The sequence below is a fragment of the Desulfomicrobium norvegicum genome (assembly GCF_900114595.1).
GTDB lineage: Bacteria > Desulfobacterota > Desulfovibrionia > Desulfovibrionales > Desulfomicrobiaceae > Desulfomicrobium > Desulfomicrobium macestii.
This window is the reverse complement of record NZ_FOTO01000001.1, coordinates 582,753-600,240: the sequence shown is the minus strand read 5'-3', so window position 1 is coordinate 600,240 and position 17,488 is coordinate 582,753. Positions and strand designations below refer to the sequence as shown.

10 protein-coding genes are annotated in these 17,488 nt (G+C 59.9%); 2 read left to right on the top strand and 8 right to left on the bottom strand.

Annotated elements, in window-relative coordinates:
• Window position 1: 1 nt before the first annotated feature.
• The 7 genes from BMZ24_RS02720 to BMZ24_RS02690 form a co-directional block, all read right to left on the bottom strand.
• Window positions 2–2,677 (bottom strand): intermembrane phospholipid transport YdbH family protein, encoded by a 2,676-nt coding sequence (locus tag BMZ24_RS02720; protein ID WP_092189011.1) that lies wholly within the window; start codon window positions 2,675–2,677, stop codon window positions 2–4.
• Window positions 2,678–3,090: 413 nt separating this feature from the next.
• Complete coding sequence (locus tag BMZ24_RS02715; RefSeq protein WP_244150269.1) at window positions 3,091–3,852, bottom strand: UPF0280 family protein; 762 nt, start codon at window positions 3,850–3,852, stop codon at window positions 3,091–3,093.
• On the bottom strand, window positions 3,828–7,304 hold the full coding sequence (locus BMZ24_RS02710; protein ID WP_092189009.1) for an EAL domain-containing protein: 3,477 nt from the start codon (window positions 7,302–7,304) through the stop codon (window positions 3,828–3,830). Before BMZ24_RS02710 ends, BMZ24_RS02715 begins: the two co-directional genes overlap by 25 nt.
• Entirely contained in the window at window positions 7,301–8,437 is a 1,137-nt protein-coding gene (locus tag BMZ24_RS02705; RefSeq protein WP_092189008.1) for an FIST signal transduction protein, read from the bottom strand. Before BMZ24_RS02705 ends, BMZ24_RS02710 begins: the two co-directional genes overlap by 4 nt.
• Before the next feature lie 24 nt (window positions 8,438–8,461).
• Window positions 8,462–9,550, bottom strand: a complete 1,089-nt coding sequence (locus BMZ24_RS02700) for an HD-GYP domain-containing protein (RefSeq protein ID WP_092189006.1) — start codon at window positions 9,548–9,550, stop codon at window positions 8,462–8,464.
• A gap of 75 nt (window positions 9,551–9,625) precedes the next feature.
• Window positions 9,626–12,898, bottom strand: a complete 3,273-nt coding sequence (locus BMZ24_RS02695) for a PAS domain S-box protein (protein ID WP_092189004.1) — start codon at window positions 12,896–12,898, stop codon at window positions 9,626–9,628.
• 271 nt (window positions 12,899–13,169) lie between these two features.
• A complete protein-coding gene (locus BMZ24_RS02690; RefSeq protein ID WP_092189002.1) occupies window positions 13,170–15,113 on the bottom strand; it encodes an aldehyde ferredoxin oxidoreductase family protein in 1,944 nt (647 codons plus the stop codon).
• 134 nt (window positions 15,114–15,247) lie between these two features.
• Between BMZ24_RS02690 and BMZ24_RS02685 the strand changes: the two genes are divergently transcribed.
• Together BMZ24_RS02685 and BMZ24_RS19370 are read left to right on the top strand one after the other, a co-directional pair.
• Window positions 15,248–15,841, top strand: coding sequence for a hypothetical protein (locus BMZ24_RS02685; RefSeq protein ID WP_092189000.1), 594 nt, complete (start codon window positions 15,248–15,250; stop codon window positions 15,839–15,841).
• A 407-nt stretch (window positions 15,842–16,248) separates the two neighbouring features.
• Window positions 16,249–16,911: a hypothetical protein gene (locus tag BMZ24_RS19370; RefSeq protein WP_143077820.1), complete on the top strand. Its 663-nt coding sequence runs from the start codon at window positions 16,249–16,251 to the stop codon at window positions 16,909–16,911.
• A gap of 5 nt (window positions 16,912–16,916) precedes the next feature.
• Here the strand turns inward: BMZ24_RS19370 and BMZ24_RS02675 are convergent, their stop codons facing one another.
• Window positions 16,917–17,477, bottom strand: coding sequence for a manganese efflux pump MntP (locus tag BMZ24_RS02675; RefSeq protein ID WP_092188996.1), 561 nt, complete (start codon window positions 17,475–17,477; stop codon window positions 16,917–16,919).
• Between the last annotated feature and the right edge of the window lie 11 nt (window positions 17,478–17,488).

Here is a 17,488-nt window from a genome sequence, read left to right as displayed (position 1 = left end):
GTTAACCTCCGTTTTTCATCAGTTCCAGGAGCTGTCGGTATTGCAAAAGTTGATCCAGGGGCAGGCGGAAATTTACGTCCAGGCGGATGCCCTGGAATACGGACCCCGGTGAAGAGGCCTCGACCCGTGCGAAGCCGCCGATGTCGCGGTTGTAGCTGAACGGCAGGGGTTTTTCGGGTTTGCCGTCAAGCTCCAGGGAGACGACAAGCTCCCTTTCCTGGGTGTTGATGCGGATTCTGGCCCAGTCGTAGGTGAAGTCCTTCAGGGCCTCCGCCGCCAGGTCCAGCTGACCGTATTGGGGCGTCCCCGGGGGAATGCCGGCCGTCAGGATCTCCGTGCCCTTGACGCGCAGTACTCCTTTTTCGCCCGGAGTGGAATACAGGAAGCCGTTGTCGAAGGTCAGGTTCCCGTCCGCCCAGTGCACCGGGATGCGGCCGTTGGCGGTGCCCCCGCCCTGGGCCTGGGTCATGCCGAACTGCTCCAGGGCCTGCGCCATCTCGACCCGGTCGCAGTAGAGTTCGACGGTGTAATCCTCAACGTTCGGGTTGATCCGGAACGCCTGGCTGCCGATGCGGCCGCCGGCCCACTCAAAGCGGCAGCCTTCGACCAGGATGCTGTGCAGGGCTTCGACCTGAAAATGGATGTCGCCCTGCTCAAGGATGATGGTGCCCAGTTGCAGGCGCTCGAAGTTCATGCGCCCGTCCGGGTCGGAGCGCATGTTCAGCAGGTTGGAAAAGGCCAGTTCGACGGCCCCGCCGCTTAACGTGAGTTCACTTGTCGTGTGCGCCAGGGACAGTCCGGTGAGCTTCAGATCGGCGGGGAGCATGGGCGCTCCACTGCTCATGTCCAGGCGCGCGGTGGCATCCAGGCGGGCGCTGCCCGACAGATCGCCCAGCGCCGGGAGGAGACTCGTCAGCTTGCCGGGCATGGTGATGGTCTGGGCGGCCTTCATCTCGATCCAGGAGCCGGAAATGTTTTTTGCGTCGATGCGTCCCTTCAGGGGCGCCCGAACCGCCACCGGCAGCACCGAGAGATTCCCGTCGAGGCTCGCGCCGTGCAAATCTTGCGCGATCCTTGATGAAATTTTTGCCAGTCCTTTCCCTTTCCATTTCAGATCGAGGTCCACGCTGCCGGACGCCGTCGTCGGTTCGGGCCAGGCCAGAGGCAGGCGCAGGTTCATGAGCGCCACGGTGTCCCCGCTGCCGGCGCGTGCTGCAGCGTTTATGACGCCGCTCAAGGTAAGCTGCTCGGCCAGGGCAAAGGCGCATTGTCCGTCAAGGCGGGTCGTGGTCAGGGCCATGCCGGGCTGTTTTGCCTCCAGGCGCGCTCCGGTGAGGCGTATCGTTCCGCTCACATCTGGAGCGGCGGTGGCGTTAACGGTCATGTTCAGGTCCGAGAGGGTCGCGCCCAGGGTTTCCCGGGTCACGCGCAATCTGCCCAAGGCCAGGGACCCGTCAACGCGCGTGCCGGAGGAGCCCTTGGCGGCGTCGAGGGTCAGGGTAGTCGTGTCCAGGGCAAGGACCAGTTCCGGCGTCTGGGTCGGGCGGGCTTCAAGAGCGTCGAGGGCCGCCGTGGCGCGCATGTTCCAGCCCTGCTTCGAGGCTTTGAGCTCGAAGCTTCCGGCCAGACGCGGAGGAGACGAAAAAGCGAAGCCCGGCAGGGCCTGCGCGGTCAGGTCCCAGGAACAGCCAAAGGACATCTCTTCAAGGTTCGCCCGGATGTCGGCGACGCTCAGGGTCAGCGGCAGGGGGGCGTCAAGGCTCAGGGCCGAAATGGAAAGGCGCGGTTCTTCCTGCCAGGCAAGGTCGAGAGTGGCGTTGCCGTCCTGGGCCAGGGGCGTGTCGCCAAGCATGGTTCGCAGGGAGTCAAGGCCAAGCCGGGCTTCAAGAACGGGCTTTTGGTTCGGGGGCAGGGATGCGTGGGCCTCGGCCCGCACGGTTCCGGCGAGAGGCAGGGCGTCGAGGCCCGGGACCATCCCGGCCAGGGCCGCGATGGAGGCCGGGGGCAGGACGCAGGTCAGCCGGAAATCGTTTTGCCGCAGGTTCCCCTTCAGCGCCAGGTTCACGCTTTGCCCGGCCAGCGCGGTCTCGGCATTCAGGACGATGCCTGCATCTTCATCAAGGCCGCCGTTCACGCTGAAAGGAAACGAGTGCCCAAGGCCCGGTCCTTCAAGGCTGATGCGGCCTTCAACGGACATTTCGTCCACCCAGGGCAGGAACATGGTCCCGGATTCCGCGCTGGATGATTTCTGAAGCCGGGGCAGACCGGGAATGTCCCAGTCATCGACATTTTTTTGCACCCGGATCGACAGGCCCAGGATCCTGATCCTGTCGATTCGGCCACGCAAGAGCCCGGACAGACTCCAGTCGATGAGCACGGCCTCGGCGGCGAGGCCCGCATCGCTGGACAGGGATATTTCGCCCAGATCAAGGCCCGAAAAGCCTGCCCCGCGAATGTCCATGCTCAGCTCGGGAGCATGCAGGGTTCTGGCCAGCGCGGGCACGAAAAGTTCCTGGGCGATGCGGGGCAGGGCGATCCAGAGAACGGCAAGGACAAGGCAGGACAGCGTGAGGAAAAACAGCAACCCGCGCAGGAAACGGGAGGGAGCCGGTCTGGCGGGCTGGTCATTGGCGTGCGGGGTCGCGTTGTCCGGCGCGGGGCCGTTTGCAGTGGACATGATTCTTTGTCTAGCAAAGGACCGGACAAAGGCAAAGAGCGTGTTTGAGGTCTTTCGGGAAGATTCGGGCGTTTCAAGAAAAAACGCCCCGCTTCATGGTGAAGCGGGGCGAGTCATTTCAAGGCATTTCTGACTAGATCGTTTCGTCGTACTGTTGGTTTTAAGATTCTTGAACCCTTAAAAACTTTTCTTCGTAGCGTTTGGTGACGGTCTCTCCGTCTGGTTTGCCCGGGCTGATGGGTTAAAGTCCCCCGCCTCTTCAGGCCTTTTTTTCGACGCTACCCTCAGCAACCTTTCGTCCAAGATGTATGGCCCAATGGTCTTACCTCCGCTTAGGTTAACACGAACAATCCTTGATTCCTTTATAAGCCTGGCGGCTGGCATTGTCCAGATGGGAAGTGATTTTTAGTCTCTCAAATCACGGCCAGTTGCATCTTGCCCCACACGCCGATCTTGCCTTCGCATTGCGTGAAGACGCCGTCGAGGCCAAGGGACTCCCAGCCTTGGGCCTTAGCCAGAACCGCGTCCATGGCCGAGGCTCCGGTCAGGGCGTTGGCCAGAGCCGTGGCCGCCGCGTCGGCCAGGGCCGCGTCTTTTGAGCGGACCACGACAAGGTCGGCCTTACCGAAGCTCAGCGAATGTCCGATCGTGGCCGAAGACGCGCAAAAGGAGCAGGGAAACTCCCTGGCCGCCACCGGGACGCACAGGCGCACGGCCTGGTCCGGCATGTTCAGGATGCCGATGTGCCGGTCCTGGGTGGAGCAAAGGTAGGTGTCTCCGCCGTTTTCGATCAACAGATCAGGCGAGCGTTCCCGGAAGCGTTCGGCCAGCATCTGGCTCAGGGTTCCGGCCACGGCCGCCATGGGGCCGACTCCGGTCAGGGTCGCGGCATGGCACATGCGGCGGATGATTTCCGGAGCGCTCGGGCCGGTTTCAAGGGGTTCAAGAGAGGTCAGAAATTCGGGGTGCACGGCCGCGTAGGCCTTGATCTGTCCGCGCAGGAGCCGAACATGGTCGGCCATGGCTCCGCCGAGGTCTTCCCGCGCCGCGACCCACAGATCCGTTTCCTCGATGACGAGCTGGAAGGAGATGAGGTCGTCACGCCGGGAGGCGCGGTAGGTGCGGAAGGGGGACAGGTGGGCAGGGCGGGTCATGCCGGGGGATTCGCGCCGCATGCGGCCATCAGCGTTTCGGTCTGCTCCTTGGACATGGGTCTGCCCAGATGATAGCCTTGTGCCAGGTCGCAGCCGAGTTCCTGCAGGGATTCAAGCTGCTGCTGCGTTTCCACGCCCTCGGCCACGATGCGCAGATCCAGGATTTTTCCCAGCCCGATGATGGCCTTGATGATCTCAAGGTTGTTGGGGTTTTCGAGCATGGTCTGAACAAAGGAGCGGTCGATCTTCAGGATGTCGATGGGCAGGCGTTGCAGGTAGGACAGGGACGAATATCCCGTGCCGAAATCGTCCATGGCGATCTGAAAGCCCATCTTCTGCAATCGCTCCAGTCTGGACGTGGCCTGCTCGGGATTGTCCATGACCGCCGTTTCGGTGATTTCGAGCTTGATGTGCCGCGCCTTGAGTCCGGTTTCGTGCAGCAGTTCCGTCAGGACGGGGATGAGTGACGCCTGCAGAAGGTCCTTGGGCGAAAGGTTCAGGGACATGCTGATGTCAAGACCGGGAAATTGAGCTTGCCATCCGGCCAGGATCAGGCAGCCGCGGCGCATGACCCATTTGCCGATTTCGGTGATCAGTCCGGTTTCCTCGGCCACGGGGATGAATTCTCCCGGGGCGAGATGACCGCGTAGCGGGTGGTTCCAGCGGATGAGCGCTTCGAAACCACGGAGCGTTTGCCCGCGCAAGGCGTAGATGGGCTGAAAGAAGAGTTCGAATTCATCTTCGACCAGGGCCTGGCGCAGGTCGTTTTCGAGCTGCACGGTCTGCACGACCTGTTCGTACATGCTCTTGCTGAAGACCTTGAACTGGTTTTTGCCCAGCTCCTTGGAGCGGTACATGCTGATGTCGGCATCCCGCAGCAGGTCGTTGGGAGAGGTGTAGCGCACGGTCTGCAGCACCACCCCGACGGAGGCGCTGACCAGCACGTCCCGATCCTGGATTTTGAGAGGCCGACGGATGGTCTCCAGAAGCCGCCGGGTGATGCCGATGGCTTCCTGATTGCTCTGAAAGTCTTCGAGCAGCACGGCGAACTCGTCTCCTCCCATGCGGGCCACCGTGTCCATGGTGCGCAGGCACTGGGTCAGGCGCGCGGCCACTTCCTGCAGCAGGTGATCTCCGGCCTGATGGCCGAGGGTGTCGTTGACCCGCTTGAAGCTGTCCAGATCGATCATGAGCACGGCAAAACGATACTCGGAGTTGCGCTGCTGCCTGGTCATGGCCCGGTTCAGCCTGTCCATGAAGAGCACCCTGTTGGGCAGTCCTGTCAGATTGTCGCGCAGGGCCTGTCTGGTCAGCTGCGCTTCGTAATTCTTGCGTTCGGAAATGTCGCTGAAAATGAAGAACGCCCCGGAGATCGTGCCTTCCAGCACATAGGGATAGCCGAGCATGGAGACGGGAATGATCCGTCCGTCCTTGGTTCTGCGTTGCGTCTCCGTGCTCACCGAGGTTCCGCTCAGCACCGTGGAGATGAAGGCAAAGCTTTCGTCGAGGCTGTCCGGGTTCAGGAGCATTTCGAAGAGGGAGTGGAGGTCGCTTCTGGTGTATCCGAAGAGGCTGGTGAAGCTCGGGTTGATGTCCATGGGCGCTCCGTCCTTGCCCAGCAGCAGGATGCCTTGCGGGGAATTGTCGAAGAGCTGTTGAAAGAGGCCTTTCTGGATGGCCAGTCTGCGTTCGGCCTTCTTGCGCTTGGACACGTCGCGCATGGAGCCTTCGAGGTGGCTGATGGACCCGTCGGAGCGCTTCACGGTGCGCATGTTGATCGAGATCCAGGTTTTTTTTCCGCCCTTCATGAACGCGTCGAGTTCAAAATTCTGGGCGGTGCCGAGCTGCAAGGCCCGGCTCAGCAGTTGAACCCGGTCGGCGGAGGAGATGACGCGTTGCAGGAAGCCCTGGGCGTCGGTCATCAGACTGCCGATGTCGTCGTAGCCGAAAATGCGGGCCATGGCCGGATTGGCGCTCAGGAGGTCGTGATCAAGGGAGATCTGGAAGATGCCCTCGGTTGCGTTTTCGAAAATGGCGCGGTGCTTTTTCTCGCTTTGGCGCAGCGCTTTTTCCGTGGCGTTGCGTGAGATGGCCAGGGCCAGATGGTCAGCCACCGAAGCGAGTACGTGCGTGTCCTTGTCGCGGACGAAATGGTTGTTCTCGGAAAGCGCGAAGACTACGGAACCCAGCAGCCGGTCCCCGTAGCGCAGGGGCGAGGTGAACCACAACGTGGATTGCGCTTCCCCGTCCCGCAGGCCCTCGGGCGGGGTGTCCGTGATTTGCAGGGATGGTGATTTCATGGCGTTGGCGGAGAGCATGGAAAGATGCTTCATGGTCTCGTGTCTGGCCAGATCCTGTCGAATGAAGAACGGGAACGTGAGCTTCGCGCCTTCCGCGCCAAGGATGGAGGCGAACATGACCTGGACCTCAAGGTGCTCGGCCAGGATGTCGAAGACCTTGGCCAGAAGCTCCTTGTCCGCCAGGGGCGTGCTGGCGGCGGTGGAAACCAGGTACAGAACCTGGGTGCCGATCTCGACACGTTTCTTGTCGGTGATGTCCCGGATGGTCTGGATGGCTCCGGCGATGTTGCCGTCCTTGTCGTACAGCGCCGAGGCCTTGGCCCAGACGTAGGCCCCGCGCCCGCCGTGAAGAAGCGGGACGAAGATTTCCGTGGCCAGCCCTTCGAGGTTGCTCTGGGTGGGCTGGTACATGGGGTAGTCCCGGCTTGGATCCTTGCCGATGAAGTCCAGGAGAATGGGCCGCGGATGCCCGTAAAAGGGAGTGCCGTACTCATAGCCCGATTTGCCCAGGATCTCTTCCTTGGGCACCCCGGTCATGCCTTCCATGGCCCGGTTCCAGGCAATGACCCGGTGTTCGTTGTCGACCACCACGGTGGCGTCGGGCAGAAATTCGATGATGTGGTCCAGGCGCTGCTGCATTCCAAGGAGCGCTTCCTCGGCCTGGGCTCGGTCGGAAATGTCCCGGATCAGGACCAGGATCAGGTCGTCCTCGAGATTGGCGAAGCGGGCCTCGTAGTGCCGGGTTCGGCCCGCGGACTGAATTGAGTATTCGGCCTGGAAGAACGAGGTCTCGGCCAGCATGCGCATGGCCAGGGAGAAGGCCTGCGGATCGGCGATGTCCGGAATTTCGCGCAGATTTTTTTTCAGGAGACTGAGCGGCTCGACCCCGAAGAGGGCATGCAGGCCGCCGCGACAATCCTTGATCAGGCCGTCGCGGGTGATCCACAGGAATACGTCCGGCAGGGCCATGAACACGGCGCGCATGACTTCGTTGCGGTGCACCAGTTCGGCGGAGCTGATTTCCAGGGCCCTTTCCAGAACTTCCTTTTCTTCGTCGAATTGACGGTAGGCGTCCTCTATGAGGGCCATGAAGGGTTCAAGATCTGTAGGCAATTCTGAGGGATTGATCCGGGCCCGTTTGAGTTGGCGCTGTAAAAGGCGGTGCATGCTCATTCCTGCTCCCGCAGCACGGTAACCGTCATGGTCTGATTGTGCAGGCAGCAGGTCGTTCCAGCTTCGTCACTTCCTATTTCGCCATAGGAGTAAAAGCCTGTCAGGGTCGTGCGGGGGCCAAGAACTCGGGCCACGGCGTCAATCTCCTCTTCCACGAATTGTTTGAGCAGCATCTTGCGCCCTACGCAGCTGACCAGCATGGCCAGTGCGTCCCCGTCACCCCTCCGGGCAAGCTCGGCGGCTTTCCGCGCGCCGTCCAGGAGGTTGTCCATGTTGCCGCGCATGAGGCGGACCGTTGCGCCAAGCGGCATCTCTGCGCCAAAAAAGAGGGCGCCGCGCTCCCGGTCCAGGCCGAGGATGGTGCGCACCACCCAGTTCGAGCCGCCGGCTTCGCATAGATACAGGGGAAAGAGATGTCCGCTGGCGGGAAGGTTTTTCGCGTGTTTGCCCAGATAGCGTTCGTAGAGTTTCAGGGCCGATTCTCCATCGAGTTCCAGCAGGACATTGCCGTGGGACTCGGTGATCAGCCTCTCAGGGCCAAACGGCAGCCAGCCGCCGCGCGAACCCTCGCCGATGTCGAGCCGTTCGCCGTAGAAGCCCACGCAGGCGACACCGCCGGAGAAAATCACCGATCCGTGCATGATGGCGGTGCGCTCGAAACGTTCGCCGTCGGCGGCCAGGCCGCCGGTGATTCCGACGCCCGGCGGAAGGAACTCCGCAAGTCCGGAAGCCAGGGCGCAGCCGTTGATGACCAGCCCGTCCGAAAGCACGAACACATGGGTCAGCCCGGCGTGGGACAGGCTTGCGGCCAGATGGCGGCACATGTCACGGATGTCCGCGTGGTCCTTCAGGCGGGTGGCCGTGGATTCAAGCTTGGTCTCCTGGAAAGAGACCAGGGTCGCGACCATGGCGTTTTCAAGGAATGTCCGTCCCGAGACGACTCCTCCGGAGGAGCAGCCCATGAGGATCGCCCGTGGGCAATGGGTTTTGAGGGCCTCCACGGCGGCGGCGACGGCGGTCTCGTCCGTGTCGGACCAGAACACCAGCGCAAGGTCGGCGTCCAGGTCGTGGGCCTTTGCGGAAGAGGCTTCCCACTCTCCTTTGGAGTTTACGCTCATCTGGCTTACAATCATGATTTCTTCTTTGTGATGCGGATCCTAGTCCTGCCACCGCACGCGGATGTTCCGGATTCTATCGATGTTGGCAAAAAATGCCTCGACGACTTCGGGGTCGAAATGACTGCCCGAGCTTTCGCGGATGATGGCCAGGCATTTTTCCTCGGGGAAGGCTTCCCTGTATGGCCTTTCGCTGGCCAGGGCGTCGTAGGTGTCGACCACCGCGACGATGCGCGCCGCCAGGGGGATGTCTTCACCGGACAGGCCGAAGGGATAGCCGCTGCCGTCCCAGCGCTCGTGATGGAGCAGGGCCAGCGTGCGGGCCAGGTCGAGCAATTCGTTGCCGTCCAGATCCTTTCTGTCCCACTGCTCACAGCTCGAATGCGCCTCTTCCTTGCTGGTCAGGGGGCCCAGGATCTCGCAGCCGAACATGCAATGCTGCTGCATGATCTTCCACTCGGCGGGGTCGAGTTTGCCGGGTTTTAAAAGCACTTCGTCGGGGATGCCGATCTTGCCGATGTCGTGCAGCGGGGCGCAGTCGCGCAGGTTGGCGCAGCTTGACTCGTCCAGCCCCAGGGCCTCGGCCAGGACCGCCGCGATTTCTCCGACCCGGATGACATGATGGCCGGTCTCGTTGTCTTTGTATTCGGCGGCGCGGCTCAGCCGGTGCATGATCTGGCGCCGGGTGCGCTCCAGTTCGGCGGTGCGCTGACGCACGAGCTGTTCGAGGTTGGTCTGGTATTCCCTGTTTTCCCGGATCAGCCTGGCTTTTTCGATGACCTTGCCAAGGGTATGGTCGAGGATGCTGAAATTGTGCAGGGGCTTGGTCAAAAAGTCCCACGCGCCAAGCCTTACGGCCTGCAGCGCGTCGTCGACCACGCCCACGCCCGAGAGGACGATGACGGGCAGTTCCGGCGCCTCGATTTGAGCCTGCCGGAGGAAACCGTAACCATCGAGGACCGGCATGTTCAGATCGACGATGACGGCCGCCAGCTCGGGCAGGACCTTGCGCATGGCGTCGAGACCCTCGCGTCCGTTGGCCGCGTCGAGGGTCTCGTATCCAAGGTCTTCAAGGTAGGCGCACAGGGAGCGGCGCAGTCCGTCTTCGTCGTCTATAACCAGGATGTTCATGGGTTTTCCCGCCTTGCCGGCCTGCTCATGATGTCTGACATGCCCGCCTTGATATGTTGAAATCCTGCCGTCCGTCTAGGCATGCGACTCGTTTTTCACCGATTCGGCCGGTCCGGGCAATTCTATGCTGAACATGGTCCCTCCTTCGGGAGGGGCGGTGACGTACATGGCTCCGCCGTGGCCCTTGGTGATGATGAAGTAGGACACGGACAGCCCGAGGCCGGTCCCCGCTCCGGCGATCTTGGTGGTGAAGAACGGCTCGAAGATGCGTTTGCGGTTCTCAGGGGAGATGCCGGGCCCGTTGTCGGTGATGTCGATGCGCAGGCCCGTCCCCAGCGTCCTGGCCCGGATGCTGATGCAGGGATCGGAAACGGGCGGTTTGGCTTCGGCCATGGCCTGGGCCGCGTTGCGCAGCAGATTCAGGAGGACCTGTTCGATTTCCGTTTCCGTGCAATGCAGGCAGGGCAGTTCTTCGGGCAGGTCCTTCACGATTTTTATGGATTTGAAATCGTAGTTCTTTTTGAGATCATAGTCGCTGGAGGCGAGTCGCAGGGAATTTTCAAGGATGGTTTTTATGTCGCAGACCGAGCGCCTGGACTCGCTGCGTCTGCTGAAGTCGAGCATGTGGCGAATGATCTCCGCCGCCCGGACCGCCGCGCCCTGGATGTCGCGGATGAAGACGTCGATCTTGCGCTCCTTCAGGTAGCGGTCCACGTGGTCAAGGTTGGCGCCGATCTTCGCCGCCGCCTCGATGTTCTTGGGGAAGTCGGCCCTGGTGCGCAAGGTGATGGTCTGGGCCGCCTGGAGCACGATGCCGAGCGGGTTGTTGATTTCGTGGGCGATGCCGGCGGCTATGCCACCGAGCGAGAGCATTTTCTCGGACTGGATCATGCTCTCCTGCATGGCCCGCACGTGCGTGATGTCCCGGGTGATGGCCAGGATGCAGGGTGTGTCGTCGACGCTCATAAACCTGGCCGAAGTGGAGCATTGCATGATGTGCCCGTCACGGTGGCGCATGTCGAATTCGAAGTTTTCCACTTGGCCGTCACGGAGCAGGGCTTGCACGAAGTCGGTCCGTCTTTCGGGCGAAGAGAAGATTTTCAGTTCCAGGGTGCTTTTCCCCAGGGCTTCGTCCCGGGAATACCCGGTGGTGCGCGTGAAGGTTTCGTTGACCTCCAGCAGTATCCCGTCTTCCTTTCTGGCCAGGGTGATGATGTCCGGAGAGAGCTGGAACAGGCGGGAGAACATTTCCTTTGAACGCCGCAGGGCTTCCTGGGCTTCTTTGAGTTCCGTGATGTCCACGGTCATGGACAGGATGCAGTCCTCGCCGTCCAAGGTAATGAGCCCGCCCGAGTAGAGAAGATGCCCAGTGCTCCCGTTGGGCCTTTGCACCCGGGTTTCGAGGTTGTGGATGTTGCGGCTGCCCTTGAGGCTCATGAATATCTCTTCCTGGTGCTCAACCGGCAATGCGCCGATTTCCTTGGGAGAGAGGTTGAGCAACTCGGTTTTGCTGATGCCCATCTTGTTCAGGAAGGCGGTGTTCGCGTCCATGTATTTTCCGTCCGGAAGGCGATTGATGGACATGGAATAGGGCGCGTGTTCAAAGATTGTGCGGAATCTCTTCTCGCTCTCCGCGATTTCGATCTGTTTTCTCTTGAGCATGGAAATGTCGCGGCCTTCAACGATGAAATTGACGACCTGACCATTCTCGTCGCGGAACGGAGACATAGTGAAGTCGATGTATGTTTCCTTGTCCTCGGTATCGACATGCACGACCTCACTGCGCACGGTCTGGCCCTTTTTGACCTGATCGATGAGATTCAAAAGAAACGATTCCGCCTTTTTCTTGTCGGGCCACCAGGGCCCGTCCCAGAAAGGCTTGCCCAGAACCTCCTCCGGTTTCGCCTTGGCCCATTTGATGCTGGTGCGGTTGGCGACGAGGAGGTTGCCCTTCAGGTCGAGCAGGCCGATGAATTGCGTGGTCTGTTCGAGCAGCGCCTTGTTCAGAGCCTGGGCGCGCTGCATTTCGACCTGGGCTTCCTTGCTTTTCTGGACGTCAAGATTGAGACCGATGATGCGGGTCGGGCGGCCTTCGTCGTCCCAGGAGACGGCGCGGCCCTTGCCCAGAATCCAGCGCCATGAGCCGTCCTTGGCGCGCAGGCGGTATTCCGCTTCGTACATGCCCCTGCCACCTTCATCAATGTAGGCGGAAAAGGCTCCCATGGCTTTTTCGCGATCCTCGGGATGGATGAGTCTGGTCCAGTCCTCCACGCCGCCTGTCACGGCCCGGGGCGAGTATCCGAGCATGGAGTACCATTCCTGGCTGTGCATTTCCCGACCCTCTGACGGATAATTCTCCCAAAATCCCGCCTGGGTGGTCTCAAGGGCCAGCCGGAAACGGTCCACCTGTTCCGTCAGGGCGGACTCGGTGCGCCTTAGTTCATGGATTTTCCTGCGCAGCTTGCGGCTCAGGACCCACGCGATTCCCGCAAGCACCAACAGGATGATGGCCGTGAAAAGAGCCGCGAGCTTCAAGGCATCAAGGGTCTGCTTGTCAGGAAAGAATGTCGGAAATTGAAGCCATCGATCGATGATGCCTTTCTTTTCGGATTCGCTGATAAAGTCCAGAGCCTTGCTTACGGAACTGGCCAGCAGCGGATAGTGCCTGCTGACGCCGATGGACAGCTCCTGGGTCGCCTCCAGGCTTCCCGCGACGCGCAGGTTGGGCAGTTTTTCCTGGTCGATGTACCAGGCGGCCACGGCCAGATTCTCGACAAAGGCGTCGACCACCCCGAAGGACACGTCGCGCAGGCCTTCGCGGATGGTTTCCACCTCCACCACGCTGAACCGGTCTCGGGCGGCCTCATGGACCATGCCGGCCGAAGCATAGCCCCGAACCACGGCCACGCGCATTCCGTCAAGGTCATCCAGGGTCAACTGGCCCTTGACGCGGCGGGAGGTGACGATGACATGCGGAATTGTTGCATAGGGTCGGGTGAAATACGTGTATTCGGAGCGATCCGCGGTGTTGACGATGGCCGGGGCCAGCGCCGTGGTCCCGTTTTGCAGGCCTTGCAGGACCTCGGTCCAGGGCACGCCCTGCTTGCGGAAGGTGATGCCGAGGAATTCTTCGATCCGCGCGATGATATCGGCGCTCAGGCCGGCAAATTCGCCGCCGGGTTTTTCGAATTCCAGAGGGGGAAATGAGCGGTCGAAGGAGAGAAGCAGGGAATCCCTGTGCTCGGCCAGCCACGCTCTCTCTTCCGGACTCAGGTCCGACGAGGGCATTGCTGCCGGGCATTGGCCGCATAGTGTCAGCAGCAGGAGCAGGGCAAGGATGAAACGCATGAGCCATTCCGGGGATGAAGATACAGGCCGTATGACTCGGCCATGGATGTCTCTAGCACGAGATTTGCCCCGGAAGCAATAAATGGGGCCGATCCTGGGCCTCTTTTCAGAAGGATGCCCAGGTCTTCGGGTTCGGGCGTCAGGGTTTGGCGTGTCTGACGCCCAGGCTGCGCCGGGCCACCCGGACAAATGCGTGGTATGACATTGTCTGCCTTTGCTACCCAAGGCAGTCAAGCATTTAGTGTTGTTGAAGATCCGAGTTGACTGCCTATCAGGCCCGCTTGCCTCCGTGGGGATAGGCGTGAAGCGGCCAAAGAGTCGGCCCGGTCCACTCGGGGTAGGGTCCCTCGTCGTGCAGACGCGCTCCTTCTCTGCCAAGGCCCAGTTCTTCCATGCGTTCCCGGGTGGGGATGCCGGTTTGCGCGTCCTGCCCTTGAAGGGCGTAGTAGCGGCGGAGAAGGTCCCGGTGCCTGGCACGCTCCTTTTCCATTTCTTCCGGGCCATGGTGGTCCGGGTTCAGGGGGATGGAGTCGTGGGCGCTGGTGATGCCCCGGCGGGCGTTGAAGGCTTTTTCCAGCGTGTAGATGCGGTCCGCTGCGTCAACGAGGCTCTTTTCGGAAAAGGTCTCTCCGGTGGCCGAACTCATCAGGCGGGCCAGTCCTTCGAAAAGAGGATGCTTCCAGGCCAGGGGCAGGGCGTTGGCCCAGGAATTGACCGCTCCCTTGCAGCGTCCCACGGAGTCGGCCAGGGTGCAGACCCGCTCCGAGAGAATGATGGCCTGCACCGGGTCGTCCATGTCCGCATGCATGGCTCCGGAAGCCTGGAGCCTGGGATAGAGGTCCGGATCGTTTTCGCCGTAGGCCCAACTGCGTCCGCGCAGATGGTCGGCGCCGCGTGTCGAGGTGGCGTGGGCCAAGGCGAAGAGTCCGGCCGGGTAGGGGCCGCGGCTCAGGCCCTTGACGTGGTAACAGTACTGCATGGCCTCGGGGCCGAGAATCTTGGCCATGGAGAGCATGCCTTCGGCCAGGATATTGCCGAAGCCCTCCCGCAAGGCCGTCAGATGCACCAACTCGATCTGGTCTGCGGCGTTCTCCCAGGACAGGTCGAGACCGCCGGTCTGTTCGCGGGTCAGGATGCCGCGCGCAAAGAGGTCCTTGGCCAGGGCGATGGTGTTGCCCAGCGGAATGACGTCGAGGCCGTAGATGTCGCCAAGATTGCTCATCTCCATGATGGCCACGGGATCGCAGACCCCGCAGTTGGTGCCCATGCAGAAGATGGACTCGTATTCAAGCGCTTCGCCGTGTTCGCCTTTGCGCGAGCCGTCCGGGATCTCGTACACGTTCTTGCAGCGCACGGAGCAGTTCCCGCAGCCCGTGCGGCCGATCTCGTATTTCTTCCAGGCCTCGGGTCGCAGTTGCGGCGGCACCTCGCCCGGCTCCAGGTACTTGGTGTAATTGCGAAAGCCGGGGCGCCAGTCGCTCATGCCGTGATGGGAGCCGTACTTGGCGGCCACGTTCCGCTGAAATTCGTCCTTGGCGAAGAATTCCCGGTCAAGGGCGGCCAAGTCCCTGAAGGTCCCGGGGTCGGCCAGACTTACCGAATGGTTGCCGACGACAACGACCGCCTTGAGGTTCTTGGAGCCGAGCACCGCGCCGCTGCCACGCGCGGCCGAAGCGTATTTGTCGACGATGGTCGAGGCGAAGCGGACCAGGTTTTCGCCCGCCTGACCGATGCAGGCCACGGAGGCCTTTTGGCCGTGCTTGGCCAGGAGCAGATCGGTCGTTTCCCAGGCGCCCTTGCCCCACAGGTGCGCGGCGTCGTGCAGCTCGGCGCTTTCCGGCGTGACCAGCAGGTAGCAGGGTTTTGGCGCGCGGCCGGTGATGATGATCTGGTCGGCCCGTGCGCGCTTCATGACCGTGGCGAAGCGTTCGCCTGCGTTCCCGTCGCCGAGGATGCCCGAATAGGGTGAGAGGGTGGAGACTTCCATGCGACTGGTCATGCCCAGAATTGTCCCGGACAGCGGGCCAGGGGCGATGCAGTAGACGTTTTCGGGGCTCAAGGGGTCCGTGCCGGGGGGCACGCGGTCGAAAAGCGTCTTGGAATTGAGGCCGCGGCCGCCCAGGAAGGAGATGGCCAGTTCGCGCGGCAGCTCTCCTGAACGGGCCTTCATTGTCGAGAGGTCGATATCCAGAATGCGTCCGGTCCAGCCGTGCATGAGTCCTCCTTGGCAAGAGTTGGGGTGTGGTTTCTCCATACTTCGGATCAGGCGCGTTGCCTAGTTCGGGCTCGTTCGTTGGTTGTGGAGCGAACGTGGAGCATGTAGGTGCTTGGAAATCACAAGGAGAGCCAATGAGAGATACGTTCCGAGAAATCCGTGAAAGGATGGAGGAGTTTGAACAGGAGCTTCGGCGCGACCTGGCGGCCAAGCAGGAGGAATTTCGCTACACGGTGGAGAGGAACCGGGTCCGCTTCAGCCGCGAGGCCCAGGAGGCCCACCGCGCCTTGGCCACGCGCTGGACATCCTATGTCTACGAATCCGGATTTTTCAAGATTCTGACCATCCCGGTTATCTGGTTTGCCTTGATCCCGGCCGTGGCTCTGGATTTCTTCGTCTATTTCTACCAGCTCATCTGCTTTCCGGTCTACGGCATCCCGCGCGTCAGGCGGCGGGACTACATCATTCTCGATCGTCATAAACTCAAATATTTGAACTGGGTGGAGAAGTGCAACTGCCTCTACTGCGGTTATTTCAACGGTCTCATGGGCTACCTGCGCGAGATCGCCGGGCGCACCGAACAGTACTGGTGCCCCATCAGGCATTCCCGTCTTCCGAAAACCGCGCACGCGCGCTACGGCAGATTCGTGGATTACGGCGATGCCAAGGGCTATAAGCGCGAATTGAAACGGATCAGGAAAGATTTCGGAGATTGCCGAAAGGAGTGAAGGTTCGGGATTTTTCGTCGTTCAAGGCTGAAAGAGCTGTTTTCCCGGCTTGGTTTGAGGCCCCGCGGCGGGCACGCCTGCGGCAGATTCAAGACACCCATAATACGTACCGGTACGTATTATGGGTGTTCATATTTTGGTAGTGCTACATATTACATTTCAGGTTCTTGATGAGTAGAAATACGAGCATACCGAGCAAAAAATGTACAGGTTGGTGAATTCAAGCAGATTGAGGTGGTGTATGGATCGCAGTCAAAAAAATACTGTTTTAAAGATATAAATATTTTTATTTATTTTTTTGGTATAATTTCTGAATTTTATTAAATAAATAGCATTCTGGAATTTTTGTATAAAATTTAATAATTTTTTTTGAATCATAATTAATAAATTTTGCGGAGGGCGTTGTTATGCAAAAAACCAGATTTTTTAATTTGTGCTTTGATAACAAGCATATCGTTTTTTATTGTGGAGCTTCTCAGGATGATATAGTGCAACTTGTGCAACTTGATCGTGTTGTATATGAAGAAGAGCATCTTGTTCCATTGTCTAGGATTAAGAGCTGGAACGATAAGAATAATAAAATTTATTGTGTTGCAAAAGAAACAGAATCAAATAAGGTAATTGCATATATAGGCATGTTCCCTCTGAAAGAAAGAACTTTTATGGATGCTCTCAGAATTGACTTTGATGAAACAAAGATAACTCCAGACGATATAGATTGTTACGAAAAATCCAGGATGTATTATTTGTATATAAATTCTGTCGTAGTTGCTCCTGAGTATAAATCAAATTTTTTGATTTATAAGAACATTTTTGCATGTTTCTTCGAGTTTGTTGTAGATCTTACACAGGATGATATTTTTATTTCTGACGCATGTGGCCGTGCCACGTCTGAAGAGGGAATCAAGCAGTGCAAGTCATTTTTGAGAATGCAGGAAGTGGCGAATGACGATAAGTCCGGGTTGCGGATTTTTCACGCCAAGCTGTTTCCGGTATCCATGCGACTTCCTTTCGATGTCGGGAAGAAGATTCACAAATTGTACACTGAAAAATATGCATGCATGGCGTAACGGTCTCAGAGTGCCTGCCACAGGATCTTGCAGCCGATGGCAAGCAGCACGCCGCCGCCGAGCACTTCCGCGTACTGGCCGAGGCGGGTCTCGCAGCCGAGATATTTGCCCAGATGCAGGCCTGCGGCGGTGAAAAGCAGGGCCACCACGCCGATAATCGCCGCCGGGACCCAGATGGACAGGCCCAGCATGGCAAGGGTGAAGCCGACGGCCAGGGCGTCGATGCTTGTGGCCACGGAGAGCATGATCAGTTTTGTGCCCACGGTGGGGTCCTGGCAGACATTGTCCTCGTCCTTGTGCAGCCCTTCCCAGAGCATGTGCCCTCCGATATAGAGGAGCAGGGCGAAGGCGATCCAGTGACCAAAGCGCAGAAAATATTCGCGTACGGCATAGCCGCCAAACCAGCCGATGATGGGCATGACGGCCTGAAATAGTCCGAAGTGCCAGGCCAGACGAAAGGTGTGCCGCCTGGTCACGACCTTGAGCGCCACGCCCGAAGCGATGGCAACGGCAAAGGCATCCATGGCCAGGGCGATGGCCACGGCCATGATTTCAACAAAAGGCATTGTGTTCTCCT

Coding starts and splice junctions, on each gene's coding strand:
- BMZ24_RS02695 (WP_092189004.1), bottom strand. CDS start 12,898: ATGCGTTTCATCCTTGCCCTGCTCCTGCTGCTGACACTATGCGGCCAA.
- BMZ24_RS02690 (WP_092189002.1), bottom strand. CDS start 15,113: ATGCACGGCTGGACCGGACGCATTCTGGATATCGACCTCTCGACAATG.
- BMZ24_RS02700 (WP_092189006.1), bottom strand. CDS start 9,550: ATGAACATCCTGGTTATAGACGACGAAGACGGACTGCGCCGCTCCCTG.
- BMZ24_RS02720 (WP_092189011.1), bottom strand. CDS start 2,677: ATGTCCACTGCAAACGGCCCCGCGCCGGACAACGCGACCCCGCACGCC.
- BMZ24_RS02705 (WP_092189008.1), bottom strand. CDS start 8,437: ATGATTGTAAGCCAGATGAGCGTAAACTCCAAAGGAGAGTGGGAAGCC.
- BMZ24_RS02685 (WP_092189000.1), top strand. CDS start 15,248: ATGAGAGATACGTTCCGAGAAATCCGTGAAAGGATGGAGGAGTTTGAA.
- BMZ24_RS19370 (WP_143077820.1), top strand. CDS start 16,249: ATGCAAAAAACCAGATTTTTTAATTTGTGCTTTGATAACAAGCATATC.
- BMZ24_RS02675 (WP_092188996.1), bottom strand. CDS start 17,477: ATGCCTTTTGTTGAAATCATGGCCGTGGCCATCGCCCTGGCCATGGAT.
- BMZ24_RS02710 (WP_092189009.1), bottom strand. CDS start 7,304: ATGAGCATGCACCGCCTTTTACAGCGCCAACTCAAACGGGCCCGGATC.
- BMZ24_RS02715 (WP_244150269.1), bottom strand. CDS start 3,852: ATGCGGCGCGAATCCCCCGGCATGACCCGCCCTGCCCACCTGTCCCCC.